Source organism: Pseudomonas sp. UBA6699 (assembly GCF_002454615.1).
In the GTDB taxonomy this organism is placed as follows: Bacteria; Pseudomonadota; Gammaproteobacteria; order Pseudomonadales; family Pseudomonadaceae; genus Aquipseudomonas; species Aquipseudomonas juntendi.
In genome coordinates this window covers 40,858-55,961 of record NZ_DKJF01000096.1, presented here as the reverse complement: position 1 = coordinate 55,961, position 15,104 = coordinate 40,858, and the positions used below count along the sequence as shown (strand labels likewise).

Below are 15,104 nucleotides of genomic sequence, written 5' to 3'. Positions count from 1 at the left end.
TTACAACAAAACAGGCAGGGTCCGTGATGCCGAGGTCCGCTGTATGCCTGATCAATTGCTCCACCTGCCCGTTATCCAGCGCATTCTGGCGCGCGACAAAGACACCCCCGGCGCCCTGTTGCCGATGCTGCATGCTATCCAGCATGACCTGGGCTACATCCCCGATGCCGCCGTTCCCGAACTGGCCCACGCCCTCAACCTCAGCCTGGCCGAGGTGCGTGGGGTAATCAGTTTCTATCATGATTTCCGCACTGCGCCGCCGGCACGCCATACCTTGCGCCTGTGCCGCGCCGAGTCGTGCCAGAGCCGTGGCGCCGAGGCACTCGCGGCGCAGCTGCGTGAACAGCTGGCACTCGACGACCATGGCACCAGTGCCGACGGCGCCATCAGCCTGCGCCCGGTGTATTGCCTGGGCGCCTGCGCCTGCTCACCCGCGCTGGAACTCGACGGCCAGGTGCATGCACGGCTCACCCCCGAGCGCTTGCGCGCCTTGGTCAATGCCTGCCAGGAGGATGCAGCATGCTGAAGCTGTTCATTGCCTGTGATTCGGTCGCCCGCGCCGTGGGCGCCGACCAGGTCGCCGAGGCCTTCCAGCGCGAAGCCGAGCGGCGCCAGTTGCCGCTGGAGATCCAGCGCACCAGCTCGCGTGGGCTGTACTGGCTGGAGCCGCTGGTCGAGTGCGACAGTGCGCAAGGCCGCCTCGGCTTTGGCCCGGTTACCGCACAAGACGTGCCGGCGCTGCTCGATGCCCTGGCTGGTGAGCCCGCCCAGCACCCGCTGGCGCTTGGGCCGGTCGAGGCCATCCCCTACCTCAAGACCCAGCAACGGCTGCTGTTTGCCCGCGCCGGCATTACCCGGCCGTTGTCGCTGGATGACTACCGGGCGCACGGCGGTTTCGCCGGCCTTGAAGCCGCGGTAGCGCTGGACGGCGCCGAAGTGGTCGCTGCCGTACTGGACTCCGGCTTGCGCGGCCGCGGTGGTGCGGCCTTCCCGGCGGGTATCAAGTGGCGCACCGTACGGGACGCTGGCGCAGGCCAGAAGTACGTGGTGTGCAATGCCGACGAGGGCGACTCCGGCACCTTTGCCGACCGCATGCTGATGGAGGGCGACCCGTTCCTGCTGATCGAGGGCATGATCATTGCCGGCCTCGCCGTGGGCGCCGACATGGGCTACATCTATGTGCGCTCGGAATACCCCGATGCCATCCGTGTGCTCGAGCAGGCGTTTGCCATCGCCCGTGCGGCCGGTTACCTGGGGGCCAACGTAGCCGGTAGCGGCCGGGCTTTCGAGCTGCAGGTACGGGTGGGGGCCGGCGCCTACATCTGTGGTGAAGAAACCGCACTGCTCGAATCGATCGAGGGCAAGCGCGGCATCGTCCGCGCCAAGCCGCCATTGCCCGCGCTGCAAGGCCTGTTCGGCTTGCCCACACTGGTGCACAACGTGCTCACCCTGGCCTCGGTGCCGATCATCCTGGCCAAGGGCGCGGCGTTCTACCGTGACTTCGGCATGGGCCGCTCACTGGGGACCATGCCGTTCCAGCTGGCCGGCAATGTGCGCCACGGCGGCCTGGTGGAGCGGGCTTTTGGCCTGACCCTGCGCGAGCTGGTAGAGGGCTACGGGGGCGGCACGGCCAGCGGCCGGCCGCTGAAAGCTGCGCAGGTCGGCGGCCCGCTTGGCGCCTGGGTGCCACCCAGCCACTTCGACACGCCGCTGGACTATGAAGCCTTCGCCGCCATGGGCGCGATGCTCGGCCATGGCGGTGTGGTGGTCGCCGACGACACCCTGAACATGGCCAGCATGGCGCGTTTTGCCTTGCAGTTCTGCGCCGAGGAGTCGTGCGGCAAGTGCACCCCGTGCCGCATCGGCTCGACACGGGGCATGGAGGTGGTCGACCGCTTGATCGCCAGCAGCGAAACGGGCGAGCGCCATGACCACGCCCTGTTGCTGCGCGACCTGTGCGACACCATGCAGTACGGTTCGCTGTGCGCCATGGGTGGCATGACCGCCTACCCGGTCGCCAGCGCCCTCAAGTACTTCCCCGCCGATTTCGGGCTGACCACCACGGAGGCCGCACAGTGATCAACTTCTTCGACCCGCAAACCGACCTGGGCACCCCGGCTCGCGACAGCGACGTGCAGGTCAGCCTGAGCATCGACGGCCGTGCCATCAGTGTGCCAGCTGGCACCTCGGTGATGCGCGCCGCGGCCATGCTCGGCACCAGCATCCCCAAACTGTGTGCCACCGACAGCCTTGAAGCCTTTGGCTCGTGCCGCATGTGCATGGTGGAAATCGAAGGCATGCGCGGCTACCCGGCGTCGTGCACCACGCCGGTCAGCGAAGGCATGGTGGTGCGCACCGAAACCCCGCGCCTGGCCGGCTTGCGCCGCAACGTGATGGAGCTGTACATCTCCGACCACCCGCTGGACTGCCTCACCTGTTCGGCCAACGGCAACTGCGAGCTGCAGACCGTGGCCGGGCAGGTTGGCCTGCGCGAGGTGCGCTATGGCTATGACGGCGCCAACCACCTGGCTGAGAAAAAGGACGTTTCCAACCCGTATTTCGACTATGAACCGAGCAAGTGCATTGTCTGCAGCCGCTGCGTGCGCGCCTGCGAGGACATCCAGGGCACCTTCGCCCTGACCATCACCGGGCGTGGTTTCGAGTCGCGGGTGGCGGCGGCCGGCGGGGACAATTTCCTGGCTTCGGAGTGCGTGTCGTGCGGCGCCTGTGTGCAGGCCTGCCCAACCGCGACCCTGACGGAAAAAAGCCTGGTGCAACTGGGCCAGCCCGAGCGTTCGGTGGTCACCACCTGTGCCTACTGCGGTGTGGGTTGCTCGTTCCGCGCAGAAATGAAAGGGGACAAGCTAGTGCGCATGGTCCCGGACAAGAACGGCGGTGCCAACCATGGCCACGCCTGCGTCAAAGGGCGTTTCGCCTGGGGCTACGCGACCCACCCGGACCGCATCACCAAACCGATGATCCGCAAGCGCCTGGAGGACCCGTGGCAAGAGGTCAGCTGGGACGAGGCGGTGAACTACGCCGCCAGCGAATTGCGCCGTATCCAGCTCAAGTATGGGCGTGACTCCATTGGCGGCATTACCTCCAGCCGCTGCACCAACGAAGAGGCGTACCTGGTGCAGAAGCTGGTGCGTACGGCGTTCGGCAACAACAACGTCGACACCTGTGCCCGGGTCTGCCATTCACCGACCGGTTATGGCCTGAAGCAGACCCTCGGCGAGTCGGCAGGTACGCAAAGCTTCGACTCGGTGATGCAGGCCGACGTGATACTGGTGATCGGTGCCAACCCTACCGACGCCCACCCGGTGTTCGGCTCGCAGCTAAAGCGCCGCCTGCGCCAGGGCGCGCGGCTGATCGTGATCGACCCACGGCGTATCGACCTGGTCGACGCGACGCACGCCCGTGCCGAGCTGCACCTGCAACTGCGCCCTGGTACCAACGTGGCCATGCTCAACGCCTTGGCCCATGTAATCGTCACCGAGGGCCTGCTGGCCCAGGGCTTCATCGATGCCCGGTGCGAAACCGAAGACTTCGCCCGCTGGCGCGACTTCGTCAGCCGTGCCGAGAACGCCCCGCAAGTGCTTGGCCCGGTGTGTGGCGTCGCGCCAGAGCAGATCCGCGCCGCCGCCCGGCTGTACGCCACCGGCGGTAATGCGGCCATCTATTACGGCCTTGGCGTGACCGAGCACAGCCAGGGCAGCACCGCGGTGATGGCCATCGCCAACCTGGCCATGGCCACCGGCAACATCGGCCGGGAAGGGGTAGGGGTCAATCCACTGCGCGGCCAGAACAACGTGCAAGGTTCGTGCGACATGGGGTCGTTCCCCCATGAATTGCCCGGTTACCGGCATATTTCCAACCAGGCGGTGCGTGAAGAGTTCGAGCAGGCCTGGGGCGTGACCTTGCAGCCCGACCCGGGCCTGCGTATTCCCAACATGTTCGAGGCAGCGCTGGACGGCAGCTTCAAGGCGCTGTATTGCCAGGGTGAAGACATTGCCCAAAGTGACCCCAACACCCAGCACGTCACCGCAGCCTTGCTCGCGATGGAGTGCGTGGTGGTGCAGGACATCTTCCTCAACGAAACCGCCAAGTTCGCCCATGTGTTCCTGCCGGGCAGTTCGTTCCTGGAAAAAGACGGCACCTTCACCAACGCCGAGCGGCGAATTTCACGGGTGCGCAAGGTCATGGAACCGCTGGCCGGCAAGGCTGACTGGGAAGCTACCATCGCCTTGGCCGACGCCCTGGGCTACCCGATGCACTACCGCCACCCGTCCGAGATCATGGATGAAATCGCCCGCCTGACCCCAACCTTCCGCCGGGTCAGCTACGCCGAAATCGAACGCCATGGCAGCCTGCAATGGCCCTGCAACGAGGCGGCGCCGGATGGCACGCCAACCATGCACATCGACCAGTTCGTGCGGGGCAAGGGCCGCTTCATGCTCACCGGCTATGTGCCGACCGACGAAAAGGTCAACAGCCGTTACCCGTTGTTGCTGACCACCGGGCGCATCCTCAGCCAGTACAACGTCGGCGCGCAGACGCGGCGCACCGGCAACGTGGCCTGGCACGACGCCGACCGCCTGGAAATCCACCCTACCGATGCCGAAAGCCGGGGTATCCAGGACGGCGACTGGGTCGGCATTGGCAGCCGTGCCGGGCAGACGGTGCTGCGCGCCAAGGTCAGTGCGCGGGTGGCCGCGGGGGTGGTGTACACCACGTTCCACTTCCCCGAGTCGGGGGCCAACGTGATCACCACCGACAACTCCGACTGGGCCACCAACTGCCCCGAGTACAAGGTCACGGCGGTGGAGGTGGTCAAAGTGTTCCAGCCTTCGCAATGGCAGCAGCGCTATCAGGACTTCAGTGACGAACAGCGGCGCCTGCTGCAGGAGCGCCGCACAGCGGAGAAAGCCGAGGTACGCCAATGAGCAGCGCCAGCCTGGTCAAGATGGCCAACCAGATTGCCCATTACTTCGACAGCGAGCCTAACCGAGCGCTGGCCGTGCAAGGGGTACGCCAGCATCTGCACAGCTTCTGGACGCCGGCCATGCGCAGGCAGTTGCTGGAGTGGATTGCAGCCAACGACGGGGAGGGGCTGGACCCGAAAGTGCGTGAAGCATTGGGCTGACGGGTACCTGCGGCCCCCTGCAGGCGCGCCGCTGTGGCCCGCCTGCAGGGGGCGTCAACCCCGGACCCGTTCGGCCAGCTTGGTGCTGGTCTCTTCAAGCTTGAGCACCAGCACGTCGCCCTTCAGCTCATCGAGTACCACCTCTGCAGTATTGCCAATCAACGCCCCGGTAATCCCTGTGCGGCACACCGTACCGATCACGGTCACCACCGCATCCAACCGCTGCTCGGTATGGGGGATAAGCACATCTGCCGGTCCTTCAGCCACGTGCAGGCGTTCCTCGCTGATGCCGTACTCGGCCTGGAACGCCTCGCACGCTTTACGGTAGCGTGCCTCGATGGTTTCGCTCAACTGGTAGACCGGGTCGGCCGCGGACAGCATGGGCGACGGGTGTGCGCTGATGACATGCAGCTCGCCCTTGGCCAGCGCGGCGATGTCATGGCCATGGTCGATGATGCTGGCGTGCAGGCGGCGGTGATCCTCGTCCTGGTTGCCAACGTCCACCGCGGCCAGAATCCTGCCGCCAGTCCACGGCCGCTCGCTCTTGACCATCAGCACGGCACACGGGCATTGGCGCAGCAGTTTCCAGTCACCGGGGGTGAGCAGGGCCTTTTTCAGCGGGTTGTCGGGGCGGTGTTCCTTGATTACCAGCTCACAGCCTTCGGCCTGCTGCACGTAGATGATGGTGTCGTGCAGGTTATCGCGCCAGGCCTCTTCGTGGGAGACATTGTCATAACCGTCGTCGTGCAGTTGGCGGCTCAGCACGCTCAACAGCGCGCTGTGGTCATGCCGTTTGTCGCACATCAGCAGGTGCAGGCGCGCGCCGGTGACGCCTGCAATCAGCTTGGCCCGGGTCAGTGCCCGGCTGTGGGCGTGTTCGGGGTCGAGCACCACGAGAATGCTGCGGATGGCTTGCATGGGCGTTAACTCCAGTCAAAGGGGGGCGACCAATGCCTGACTATAGTCCCCGCTGCCCGCGCGGGTGCTTGATACACATCAAGCATAGCCACTGGCGCCGACCGCCACCGCCGGTATAATCGCCAGCCCTGCCTGTTCCGTGTGGTTGCATGCTCATGTCCCTGACCCCCGAAATCGATGCCTTCCTGGGCTGCCCGACGCCAGACGCCTGGATCGAAGCAGCACTGGCCGACCAGGAAACCTTGCTGATCGACCACAAGAACTGCGAATTCAAGGCCGCCAGCACAGCCCTGAGCCTGATCGCCAAGTACAACACCCACCTTGACCTGATCAACATGATGTCGCGCCTGGCGCGCGAGGAGCTGGTGCACCACGAGCAGGTGCTGCGCCTGATGAAACGCCGTGGCGTACCGCTGCGGCCGGTGTCGGCGGGGCGCTACGCATCGGGGCTGCGCCGGCTGGTGCGCGCCCATGAGCCGGTCAAGCTGGTGGATACGCTGGTGGTCGGGGCGTTCATCGAAGCGCGCAGCTGCGAGCGCTTTGCCGCGTTGGTGCCGCACCTGGATGAAGAGCTGGGCCGTTTCTACCATGGCCTGCTGAAAAGCGAGGCGCGCCATTACCAAGGCTACCTGAAACTGGCGCACCACTATGGGGATGCGGCGGACATTGCCCGCCGCATTGAACTGGTGCGCGCGGCGGAAGCGGAGCTTATCCAGTCACCCGACCAGGAGCTGCGCTTCCACAGCGGGATTCCGCTGGCGCAAGCCGCCTGAAGCGTGCCGCCGGCGCGGCCGCTCGGTCAGTTGCGCCGGCCCAGCAGCAGGCCCACCACCAGGCCGAGGCCGGCGGAAATGGCCACGGTTTGCCACGGGTGGCCACCGATGTAGTCCTGCGTGGCGTTGACCATGGGCTGCGCCTTGTCACGCATGTTTGCGGCGGCCTGGCGTGCCTGTTTCAGCTTCAGGCTGACCTGCGCGCGGAGGCTGTCGGCTTCTTCGCCAACCAGGGCAGCGCTGTCGTTGAGCAGCTTCTCCGATTCTTCGATCAGCGCCTGCAACTCACTGAAGACCTGGTCCTTGATTTGATCGCTGTCGGCCAGCGTGGCTTTTTTCCGGGCCATTAAAGTGTCCTCGTCGATGGGTGGTTTGAACAATGGATACTTGCGCGCCGGAAAAGTTGCGTCGGCGTGAGGTTGGCGCGTTGGTGTAAGATAGCCGCCATTTACGGTCTAGCAGGTGATGCATGAGTTTCAATCTGGCCAACATGAGCTTCGAGGAACGGGCGCAGATCGAGGCAGAGAAGGCCCGGCTGTTCGAAATGTGGCAGACCAACCTGGGCAAGGCCAAGGGCGAAGCCGCCCGGCTGATCGCCGAGAAGCCACGGCGCAAAGGCAAGTGGGCCGAGTGGGTGCGCGCTGAGCTGGAGGGCATGTCGCCGCCCGAATACGCCAGCATGGTCCGCAGCGAAGTCAACAAGCTGATGGCAGCAGCCAGCGCCAACCGCTGAGCGCCCGCTGGTTACCAGGTGGTCCCTTTGGGCAGGTCCAGCTTGCCCTCGTCGGTGAAGCGCACGGTGCCCAGTGGCCCGCTGGCCAGCTTGCCGCGTAGCTTGTAGGGCAGGCCCTGCAGGGTACCCACCTGGCCCAGCCCATAGGCCTGGCGCAGGAAAGAGAACGCCGTGATGCTCACCGGCACCACGATCACTGCCTCGTCGTAGCGGCCAATGTGCCCCTGCTGATCACTGACCCCGGCAGCCAGTGGCTGGCCGTTCACCTCCAGGTCGAGGGCGATGCCGTTGTAGTCGATTGCCTCTTCGTTGGGGTTCTGCACCCGCATTTTCACGGCCATGCGCAGCTCCAGTTCCTGCCCCGGCAGCGGTTCGATGCCGATTACGCTGATGTTCAGCGGGTCGCGTGGCTGCAGGAGCGCGCAGGCCGCCAGGCTGCTGGTCAGGCACAGGGCGATGAGCAGGCGGGTGTAGCGGTGCAGTCGGGCAACCATGGGTACGACCTTGCCTAAGTGAACGAGCCGTCAGTGTGGCAAATGCGCGCCGGCGTTGAAAGTGTTGGGTCAGATGAAAGATACTGTTTCTCATTAACAGCCGATAACTTCTCTTACTGGTCGTTCCCAAACCCATGCTGACTTCACCTGTGTCGGGCCTGCTGGCGAGTTTCCAGGAGCACTACGACGACTTGCTGCAGTTCCTGACCCGGCGCATGAGCGACCGCCAGCGTGCCGCCGACGTCGCGCAGGAAACCTACCTCAAGCTGGTGAACATCGACGAGCAGGCGTTGCCGGTGCTGCACGCGCGCAGTTTCATCTTCCGCGTGGCGGGTAACCTGGCCATCGACGCCCTGCGCCGCGAGCAACGCATCGCGGCCAGCCACGATGATTGCGACGGGGCAGGCGAGCTAGCCTGCCCAGCGCCAGCGCCCGAGGCGGTGTTGCTGGCGCGTGAGCGCTTGCAACTGCTCGATCAGGCGCTGTTGCAGTTGCCCTGCAAGGCCCGCCAGGCCTTGTTGCTGAACCGCGTCGACGGCCTGACCCAGAAGCAGGTCGCACAACGCCTTGGCGTGTCGGAAAGCATGGTGGCCAAGTACATTGGCCAGGCCCTGCGCCATTGCCGCCGGTGGCTGCAGCAGGCGGGCGTAGCGGCCTGCGGGGTATTGCTGGTCACTGCCCTGGTCGCCTGGCAGCAGGCGCCGGTGTTGTTGGCCGATTACCACACTGGCGTGGGTGAGCGGCAGGTCGTGACGTTGGCCGATGGCACGCGGGTCACCCTGAACAGTGCCAGCGCCTTGCGTGTGGTATTCAGCGAGCATGAGCGGCGCGTGGTGCTGGCTGCAGGTGAGGCACTGTTCGAAATGGCCGATGATGCCCGGCCGTTCGTGGTGGACACGGCCGGTGCAGCGGTGCAGGGCCGTGCCGCCACCTTCAGCGTGCGCCGTGATGGGCACGTGGTACTGGCACGGGGCGAGGCCAAGGTCGGCGAGCAGCCGTTGGCAGTAGCGGCGGATGCCGGTGCCCAGTTGGCCTGGCAGCGCGGCAAGCTGATCTTCAATGGCAAGCCGTTGGGGCAGGTGCTGCAAGAGCTGGAGCGTTACCGGCACGGGCGCATCGTGCTGTCCGACAGCAAGCTGGCGGCGATGGAGGTGAGTGGGGTCTTCGACCTGGATGAGCCGCAGGCGCTGTTGCGCACCCTGGAGCAGCGGTATGGGCTGAAGGTGACCTACCTGCCTTGGTTGGCCGTGGTGCATTGAGCGGCCAGCGCAGAAAAAATTTGCAGTGGCCACTGCAAGTTCCTGCAAGCCAGATCGTCGTAGTGGGACTGATCAGCAACTCATTCTCATTTACGACTTGCCAGGAAGCGCCTACGTGTCTCTGATGCCCAAGCCTTTGCCCCGCCGCCGCGGTTCACTTCACCATGCCCTGTTGTCTTGCAGTGCCCTGGCCATGCTGACCGGCCCGCTGCATGCGGCTGCTTCGACCACCGCCGAAAACGCCCAGCTGCAGGCCCGGCAGGTTCAGCTCGACCTGCCTGCGCAGCCGCTGGACCAAGCCCTGACCTCGTTTGCCGACCAGGCCGGCCTGCACTTGCTGTACACCACCGGCGATGTCGCCGGCCTGGCCGGCCCGGCCCTGCGCGGCAGCTACAGTGTCGAGCAGGCGCTGCAACAATTGCTGGCCGGTAGTGGCATGGGCTGGCAATTCAGCGATGCCCGCACGGTGACCCTGCGCAAGGCCGAGGCTGCGCCGCAGGCGGTCAACCTCAAGCCGATCGAAGTCAGTGTGGCTTCGCGTACCAGTACGGCAATCAGCGAAATCCCCGGGACCGTGTGGGTGGTCGACCAACAGCAACTGCGCGAACAGATCGACAGTGGCGTCAGCCTGAAGGAAGCCATCGGCAAGCTGGTGCCGGGCCTGGACCTGGCACCGGAAGGGCGCACCAACTACGGCCAGAACATGCGTGGGCGCAATGTGCTGGTGATGATCGACGGGGTCAGCCAGAACAGCTCGCGGGGGCTGTCACGCCAGTTCGACAGCATTTCGCCGTTCAATGTCGAGCGCGTCGAAGTGCTGTCTGGTGCCAGCGCCATCTACGGCGGGGGCGCCACCGGCGGTATCATCAACATCGTCACCAAGAAGGGCGAACCCGGGCCGGCCCGTTTTGAGACCCAGTTGGGTGCCAGCAGCGGCTTCAACAACAGCGACGACCTGGCCACCCGCTTTGCCCAGTCGATCAGCGGCGGCAACGAGCGGGTCAATGCCCGCCTGGGTATCTCCGGCGAGCAGAACGAAGCGTTCTACGACGGGGCCGGCGAGCAGATATTCATCGACAACACCCAGACCGACCTGCAGTACAACCGCACGGTCGATGTGCTCGGCAGCTTGGGCATGCAGTTGAACGAGCAGCAAAGCCTTGACCTGCTGGCCCAGTATTACGACTCGGGCAACCACGGCAGCACCGGCATCTACTTCCCCAACCTGAACTACAACGCGCCCTCCGACCTGGAAGACGCCGAGCTGCGCAGCGGTTATTCAGCCGGCCTGGAGCCGCGCACCCGGCGCCTGCTGCTCAACGCCAACTACCACCACAGCGACGTGCTCGGCCAGGACTTCTACCTGCAAGCGTCGTACCGCAAGGAAGACGACAACTTCTACCCGTTCCCGTACTACAACCGGGCCACCCCTACAGGCTCGCGGGGGGTGTATTTTGCTGCCTCGCAGCAGAACTTTGAGGTTTCCAGCCTCAAGGGGTTGTTCGCCAAGCAATGGGACACGCTCAAGCTGACCTATGGCGTGGACCTGGACCGCGAGCGCTTCAGTGCCGAGCAGACCACCTTCAACGCACGGACCTCGTCCGAATCCGGTGGCCTGGACCTGGAGAAGGAGAGCAAGGCCGCACGTTACCCGAGCTATCGGGTGGATGGCGTTTCGCTGTATGGCCAGCTGGACTGGCGCGCCACCGACAACCTGACCTTGTCTGGCGGCGCCCGGCGCCAGCAGATGGACGTGGATGTCAGCGACTTCAAGGGCGTGCCCGGCGGCAGTAACGATTACCAGGTCAACCTGTTCAACGTCGGCGCCATTTACGACTTCAAGAATGGCCATCAGGCGTGGGCCAACTATGGCGAAGGCTTCGACTTGCCAGACCCGGCCAAGTACTATGGCAAGCCGGGCCTGAGCGTGGCAGACAACCCCCTGGCCGGGATCAAGAGCCGTCAGGTGGAGCTGGGCTGGCGCTATGCCGACCTGGACTGGGACGCCCAGGCAGCGCTGTACTACATCTGGTCGGACAAGATCATCAACGTCGACTCGCAAACGCTGACCATCAATGTCGAAGAGCAGAAGAGCCGTGACTTCGGCTTTGAAGGGGCATTGACCCGCCACTTCCAGAGTGGTTGGGAAGCGGGCGGCACGCTTCACCTGACCCGCTCCGAGGAAGAGGCGGTCGACGGCGGCTGGATCAAACGCGATGCCCGCTATGCGTCGTTGTCGAAGGCCACCGGTTTCGTTGGCTGGAAGGGTGACGGCCGCAGCGCGCGGTTGCAGGCCAACCATGCATTCAGCCTGAAGGACGATGCCGACCATGAGATCGACGGCTACACCACCTTCGACCTGCTGGCCAGCCAGGACACCGGTTTCGGCACCTTCAGCGCGGGTATCCAGAACCTGCTGGACAAGCAGTACAGTACGGTCTGGGGGCAGCGCGCGACGCTCTTCTATTCGCCGACCTACGGGCCGGCGTACCTGTACGACTACCAGGGGCGCGGGCGCACCTATACGCTGACCTGGAGCTTGGCTTACTGAGCCCGGGCGCCTGGGGCCCTTTGGGTTGAGCATTCAGTATTGCTTGCCGGGGCCGCTTTGCGGCCCTTCGCGACGCAAGGCCGCTCCTACAGGCACCGTGCTTGGCTTTCAGGCGAAGGCCGCCAATACATCTTCGGCGAATGCCTGCTGTGCCTCGCCGGCCACCTGCGCCCGGTGCCGGGCCAGGGTAAACGGCACGACAAAATCCAGCCCCGGGTCTAGTGCCCACAGCTGCCCTTCGGCCTCCCAGGCCAGGGCGCTGTGACACGGCAGATAACCAATGTGCCTGCCCGACAGAATGAACGTCAGCACGCTCTCGATCTGTTCTGCCACCGCCATGCCGTGCCTGCTCTGGAACGGCTCGTCGCCTTCGATGAAACGGTACGGGTGGCGCACTTGGTCCTGCTCCAGCAAACGCTGGCGCGGCACCTGCGGCATGCCGAACAAGGGATGCCCTTTCCCGCAATACAGCCGCTGCCGTTCCTCGAACAAGGGCTGATAGTCGAACGCCGCCTGTTTACCGGAAAAATAGCTGATGGCGTAGTCCAGCCGCTGCTCCAGCAACAACCGCTCCAGCTCCGCCGGTGGCGCACTGATCAGTTCCAGTTGCACCGACTCGACGCGGCGGCGAAATGCCGCGATCGCCGCCGCCAGCTTGAGGCTCACCTGCTTGTCCTGGTTTTCCGCCAGGCCGATGCGCACGGTGCCCAGCAGTCGCCCGGCAACACCGTTGGCCTGCTGGCGGAACTGCTCGATGTTCAGCAGCAGCGCGCGCGTGGCTTCCAACAGCATCCGGCCTTTCTCGGTCAGCCGGAACCCTCCCTTGCCCCGGCTGCACAGGCGGTAGCCCAGGCGCGTTTCCAGCTGGGCCATGCGTTGGCTGATGGTGGGCTGGCTCAAGCCCAGCAGCCCCTGTGCAGCGCTGAAGCCACCGGCCTCGGCTACAGTGACGAACAGCCGCAGCAGGTGCAGGTCGGGGTCATGCACTTGTCCGAGCATTGCATTGCTCCTGGTGAATGTCAGCTTTGCAAACTTGCCATTTCTTCAATGTAACCCGGCTGACATGCTCGCGGCATCCACCCATTTGCCGAGGTGTCTGTCATGCGTTCATCGTTGTGCCTGTTGTCGCTGGTACTGGCCTTGCCGCTGCAAGCCGAAGAGAAAGTCGTGAACCTTTACAGCTGGGCCGACTATGTCGCCCCGCAGACCCTCCGGCGCTTCGAGCAGGAGACCGGCTACAAGGTCCGCTACGACACCTTCGATACCACCGAAGTGCTGGAAACCAAGCTGCTTACCGGGGGCAGCGGTTACGACGTTGTCGTGCCGTCCGCCACGGTGCTGGCGCGGGCGCTGAAGGCCAATGCCCTGCAGCCGTTGCAGGCTCAGGCCATGCCTGGCTATGCCAACCTCGACCGCGACCTGCTGGCCAAGCTCGCCGAGGCCGACCCCGGCAACCGTTACGCGGTGCCTTACACTTGGGGCACCCAGCGCCTGGGGGAGGTACCGCTGGACAGCCTCGACCTGCTGTTCAAGCCCGAGTACGCCAGCCGCCTGAAAGACTGCGGTATCGCCATGCCGGACTCGCCGCAGGAAGTGATCGGCGTGGCCCTGAACTACCTGGGCAAGGACCCGTACAGCCAGAGCAAGGACGACCTGGCAGCTGCCCAGAAGCTGCTGGGCCAATTGCAGCCGTCGATCAGCTACGTTGCCAATGGCCGGCAGATCAGCGACCTGGCCAACGGCAGCGTGTGCCTGGCGCTGACCTACAACGGCGATGCCGCCATGGCCGCCGACCAGGCCCGGCGTGCCGGCAAGCCGTTCGAGCTGATCTACCGCATCCCCCGCGAGGGCACGCTGGTGTGGCAAGACAACCTGGCCATCCCCAAGGATGCACCGCACCCGGAGGCGGCGCGGGCGTTCATCGCCTTCATGCTCAAGCCTGAGTCGGTGGCGGCGCTGACCAACACGCTGTTTTTCGCCAACGCCAACCAGGCCGCCACGCCGCTGGTGGATGAAGCCGTGCGCACCGACCCGGATATCTACCCACCGGCCGAAGTTCGTCAGCGGCTGTTCGCCGACCGCAGCATGGCCCTGGCCGACCTGCGCCAGCGCAACCGCCTGTGGACTGCCTTTCGCAGCCGCCAATAACCCTGCAGACCGAGGAGCCCGACCGTGGAGCAAGCCTTGAACAACGACCAGGCCATTACCCGCGACAGCCTGTATGGCACTGCCGCCGAAAGTACCTATGCCGGCATCACCAGTTTTGCTCGCCGCCGCTACAGCCGCGACCTGCGTGGGGTGGATGTGGTGGTCAGCGGCGTACCGTTCGATACCGCCACCAGTAACCGGCCCGGCGCACGCTTCGGCCCCAGGGCCATTCGTGCCGCCTCGGTGCAGCAGGCCTGGGCCCGCCACTGGCCGTGGGCGTTCGACCCCTTCGACCACCTGGCGGTGATCGACTATGGCGACTGCGCCTTCGACAGCGGCACGCCGCAGTCGGTACCCGGCAGCATCGAAGCCCATGCCGAACGCATTCTGCAAGCCGGCTGCGCGATGCTCACCCTGGGCGGCGACCATTTCATCAGTTACCCACTGTTGAAGGCCCATGCCCGCCACCATGGCCCGCTGGCGCTGGTGCATTTCGATGCGCACAGCGACACCTGGCCGGACGAGGAGGGCAAACGCATCGACCATGGCACCATGTTCTGGGATGCCGCCCGTGAAGGCCTGGTCGACCCCGCCCACTCGGTGCAGATCGGCCTGCGGACCACTAACGACGACAGCCAGGGCTTCGCCATCCTGGACGCCCGGCAGGTGCACCGGCAGGGCACCGAGGCGGTCATTGCGGCGATTCGCCAGCGCGTGGGCGAGCGCCCGGTGTACCTGACCTTCGATATCGACTGCCTGGACCCGGCCTACGCGCCTGGCACCGGCACGCCGGTGTGTGGTGGCTTGAGCACGGTGCAGGCACTGGAGATTCTCGGCGGGCTGCGCGGCATCAACCTGGTAGGCATGGACTTGGTGGAAGTGGCACCGGCTTACGACCATGCCGACATTACCGCACTGGCCGGGGCAACCCTGGCGATGGAGATGCTGTGCCTGTATGCCGCTCGGCACAAGGTCGATACCGGCCAATGAGGGCGGGGCCGCCAGCGGCCCCCACGGCGCCTGCTGAAACATCAGGATGCAACTCCACCTGCTTTCACACATCTGGCCGCGAACCCCTGGCG

General features: G+C 65.2%; 14 protein-coding genes. 10 read left to right on the top strand and 4 right to left on the bottom strand.

Annotated elements, in window-relative coordinates; translation table 11 throughout:
- Positions 1-43: 43 nt before the first annotated feature.
- The 4 genes from B3361_RS18195 to B3361_RS18180 are packed head-to-tail and all read left to right on the top strand — an operon-like array spanning position 44 to position 5,146.
- Positions 44-526 carry a formate dehydrogenase subunit gamma gene (locus B3361_RS18195; protein WP_054904922.1) on the top strand — a complete coding sequence of 161 codons (483 nt, stop codon included), beginning with the start codon at positions 44-46 and terminating at the stop codon, positions 524-526.
- Positions 520-2,079: a formate dehydrogenase beta subunit gene (locus tag B3361_RS18190; RefSeq protein WP_054904915.1), complete on the top strand. Its 1,560-nt coding sequence runs from the start codon at positions 520-522 to the stop codon at positions 2,077-2,079. The genes B3361_RS18195 and B3361_RS18190 overlap by 7 nt, the downstream gene beginning before the upstream one ends.
- On the top strand, positions 2,076-4,946 hold the full coding sequence (gene fdhF, locus B3361_RS18185; protein WP_286920304.1) for a formate dehydrogenase subunit alpha: 2,871 nt from the start codon (positions 2,076-2,078) through the stop codon (positions 4,944-4,946). The genes B3361_RS18190 and fdhF overlap by 4 nt, the downstream gene beginning before the upstream one ends.
- Complete coding sequence (locus B3361_RS18180; RefSeq protein WP_054904913.1) at positions 4,943-5,146, top strand: formate dehydrogenase subunit delta; 204 nt, start codon at positions 4,943-4,945, stop codon at positions 5,144-5,146. The genes fdhF and B3361_RS18180 overlap by 4 nt, the downstream gene beginning before the upstream one ends.
- A 54-nt stretch (positions 5,147-5,200) precedes the next feature.
- Here B3361_RS18180 and B3361_RS18175 read toward each other — a convergent pair whose 3' ends face one another.
- Complete coding sequence (locus B3361_RS18175) at positions 5,201-6,064, bottom strand: universal stress protein (RefSeq protein ID WP_054904912.1); 864 nt, start codon at positions 6,062-6,064, stop codon at positions 5,201-5,203.
- A 155-nt stretch (positions 6,065-6,219) separates the two neighbouring features.
- On the opposite strand from B3361_RS18175, the gene B3361_RS18170 reads away from it, so the two are divergent.
- Positions 6,220-6,837: a tRNA-(ms[2]io[6]A)-hydroxylase gene (locus B3361_RS18170; RefSeq protein WP_009684203.1), complete on the top strand. Its 618-nt coding sequence runs from the start codon at positions 6,220-6,222 to the stop codon at positions 6,835-6,837.
- Positions 6,838-6,863: 26 nt separating this feature from the next.
- On the opposite strand, the gene B3361_RS18165 is transcribed toward B3361_RS18170, so the two are convergent.
- Positions 6,864-7,184, bottom strand: coding sequence for a DUF883 family protein (locus B3361_RS18165; RefSeq protein WP_047149846.1), 321 nt, complete (start codon positions 7,182-7,184; stop codon positions 6,864-6,866).
- A 122-nt stretch (positions 7,185-7,306) separates the two neighbouring features.
- On the opposite strand from B3361_RS18165, the gene B3361_RS18160 reads away from it, so the two are divergent.
- Complete coding sequence (locus tag B3361_RS18160) at positions 7,307-7,570, top strand: hypothetical protein (protein WP_009684201.1); 264 nt, start codon at positions 7,307-7,309, stop codon at positions 7,568-7,570.
- Between the two features lie 11 nt (positions 7,571-7,581).
- Here the strand turns inward: B3361_RS18160 and B3361_RS18155 are convergent, their stop codons facing one another.
- On the bottom strand, positions 7,582-8,064 hold the full coding sequence (locus tag B3361_RS18155; RefSeq protein ID WP_009684200.1) for an LEA type 2 family protein: 483 nt from the start codon (positions 8,062-8,064) through the stop codon (positions 7,582-7,584).
- Between the two features lie 134 nt (positions 8,065-8,198).
- Here B3361_RS18155 and B3361_RS18150 point away from each other — a divergent pair, with 134 nt between their 5' ends.
- A complete protein-coding gene (locus B3361_RS18150) occupies positions 8,199-9,323 on the top strand; it encodes a sigma-70 family RNA polymerase sigma factor (RefSeq protein ID WP_054904911.1) in 1,125 nt (374 codons plus the stop codon).
- A gap of 124 nt (positions 9,324-9,447) precedes the next feature.
- A complete protein-coding gene (locus tag B3361_RS18145; RefSeq protein ID WP_054904910.1) occupies positions 9,448-11,874 on the top strand; it encodes a TonB-dependent receptor in 2,427 nt (808 codons plus the stop codon).
- Between the two features lie 108 nt (positions 11,875-11,982).
- Here B3361_RS18145 and B3361_RS18140 read toward each other — a convergent pair whose 3' ends face one another.
- Positions 11,983-12,873: a LysR family transcriptional regulator gene (locus B3361_RS18140; protein WP_054904909.1), complete on the bottom strand. Its 891-nt coding sequence runs from the start codon at positions 12,871-12,873 to the stop codon at positions 11,983-11,985.
- 102 nt (positions 12,874-12,975) lie between these two features.
- Between B3361_RS18140 and B3361_RS18135 the strand changes: the two genes are divergently transcribed.
- Positions 12,976-14,022, top strand: a complete 1,047-nt coding sequence (locus B3361_RS18135) for an extracellular solute-binding protein (RefSeq protein ID WP_054904908.1) — start codon at positions 12,976-12,978, stop codon at positions 14,020-14,022.
- A 24-nt stretch (positions 14,023-14,046) separates the two neighbouring features.
- Positions 14,047-15,012, top strand: a complete 966-nt coding sequence (gene speB, locus B3361_RS18130) for an agmatinase (protein WP_054904907.1) — start codon at positions 14,047-14,049, stop codon at positions 15,010-15,012.
- The last annotated feature ends 92 nt before the right edge of the window (positions 15,013-15,104 follow it).

What these genes read in the sequence shown, in the direction of transcription:
- B3361_RS18195 (WP_054904922.1), top strand. Translation starts at nt 44, where the DNA reads ATGCCTGATCAATTGCTCCACCTGCCCGTTATCCAGCGCATTCTGGCG.
- B3361_RS18190 (WP_054904915.1), top strand. Translation starts at nt 520, where the DNA reads ATGCTGAAGCTGTTCATTGCCTGTGATTCGGTCGCCCGCGCCGTGGGC.
- B3361_RS18180 (WP_054904913.1), top strand. Translation starts at nt 4,943, where the DNA reads ATGAGCAGCGCCAGCCTGGTCAAGATGGCCAACCAGATTGCCCATTAC.
- B3361_RS18175 (WP_054904912.1), bottom strand. Translation starts at nt 6,064, where the DNA reads ATGCAAGCCATCCGCAGCATTCTCGTGGTGCTCGACCCCGAACACGCC.
- B3361_RS18170 (WP_009684203.1), top strand. Translation starts at nt 6,220, where the DNA reads ATGTCCCTGACCCCCGAAATCGATGCCTTCCTGGGCTGCCCGACGCCA.
- B3361_RS18165 (WP_047149846.1), bottom strand. Translation starts at nt 7,184, where the DNA reads ATGGCCCGGAAAAAAGCCACGCTGGCCGACAGCGATCAAATCAAGGAC.
- B3361_RS18160 (WP_009684201.1), top strand. Translation starts at nt 7,307, where the DNA reads ATGAGTTTCAATCTGGCCAACATGAGCTTCGAGGAACGGGCGCAGATC.
- B3361_RS18155 (WP_009684200.1), bottom strand. Translation starts at nt 8,064, where the DNA reads ATGGTTGCCCGACTGCACCGCTACACCCGCCTGCTCATCGCCCTGTGC.
- B3361_RS18150 (WP_054904911.1), top strand. Translation starts at nt 8,199, where the DNA reads ATGCTGACTTCACCTGTGTCGGGCCTGCTGGCGAGTTTCCAGGAGCAC.
- B3361_RS18145 (WP_054904910.1), top strand. Translation starts at nt 9,448, where the DNA reads ATGCCCAAGCCTTTGCCCCGCCGCCGCGGTTCACTTCACCATGCCCTG.
- B3361_RS18140 (WP_054904909.1), bottom strand. Translation starts at nt 12,873, where the DNA reads ATGCTCGGACAAGTGCATGACCCCGACCTGCACCTGCTGCGGCTGTTC.
- B3361_RS18135 (WP_054904908.1), top strand. Translation starts at nt 12,976, where the DNA reads ATGCGTTCATCGTTGTGCCTGTTGTCGCTGGTACTGGCCTTGCCGCTG.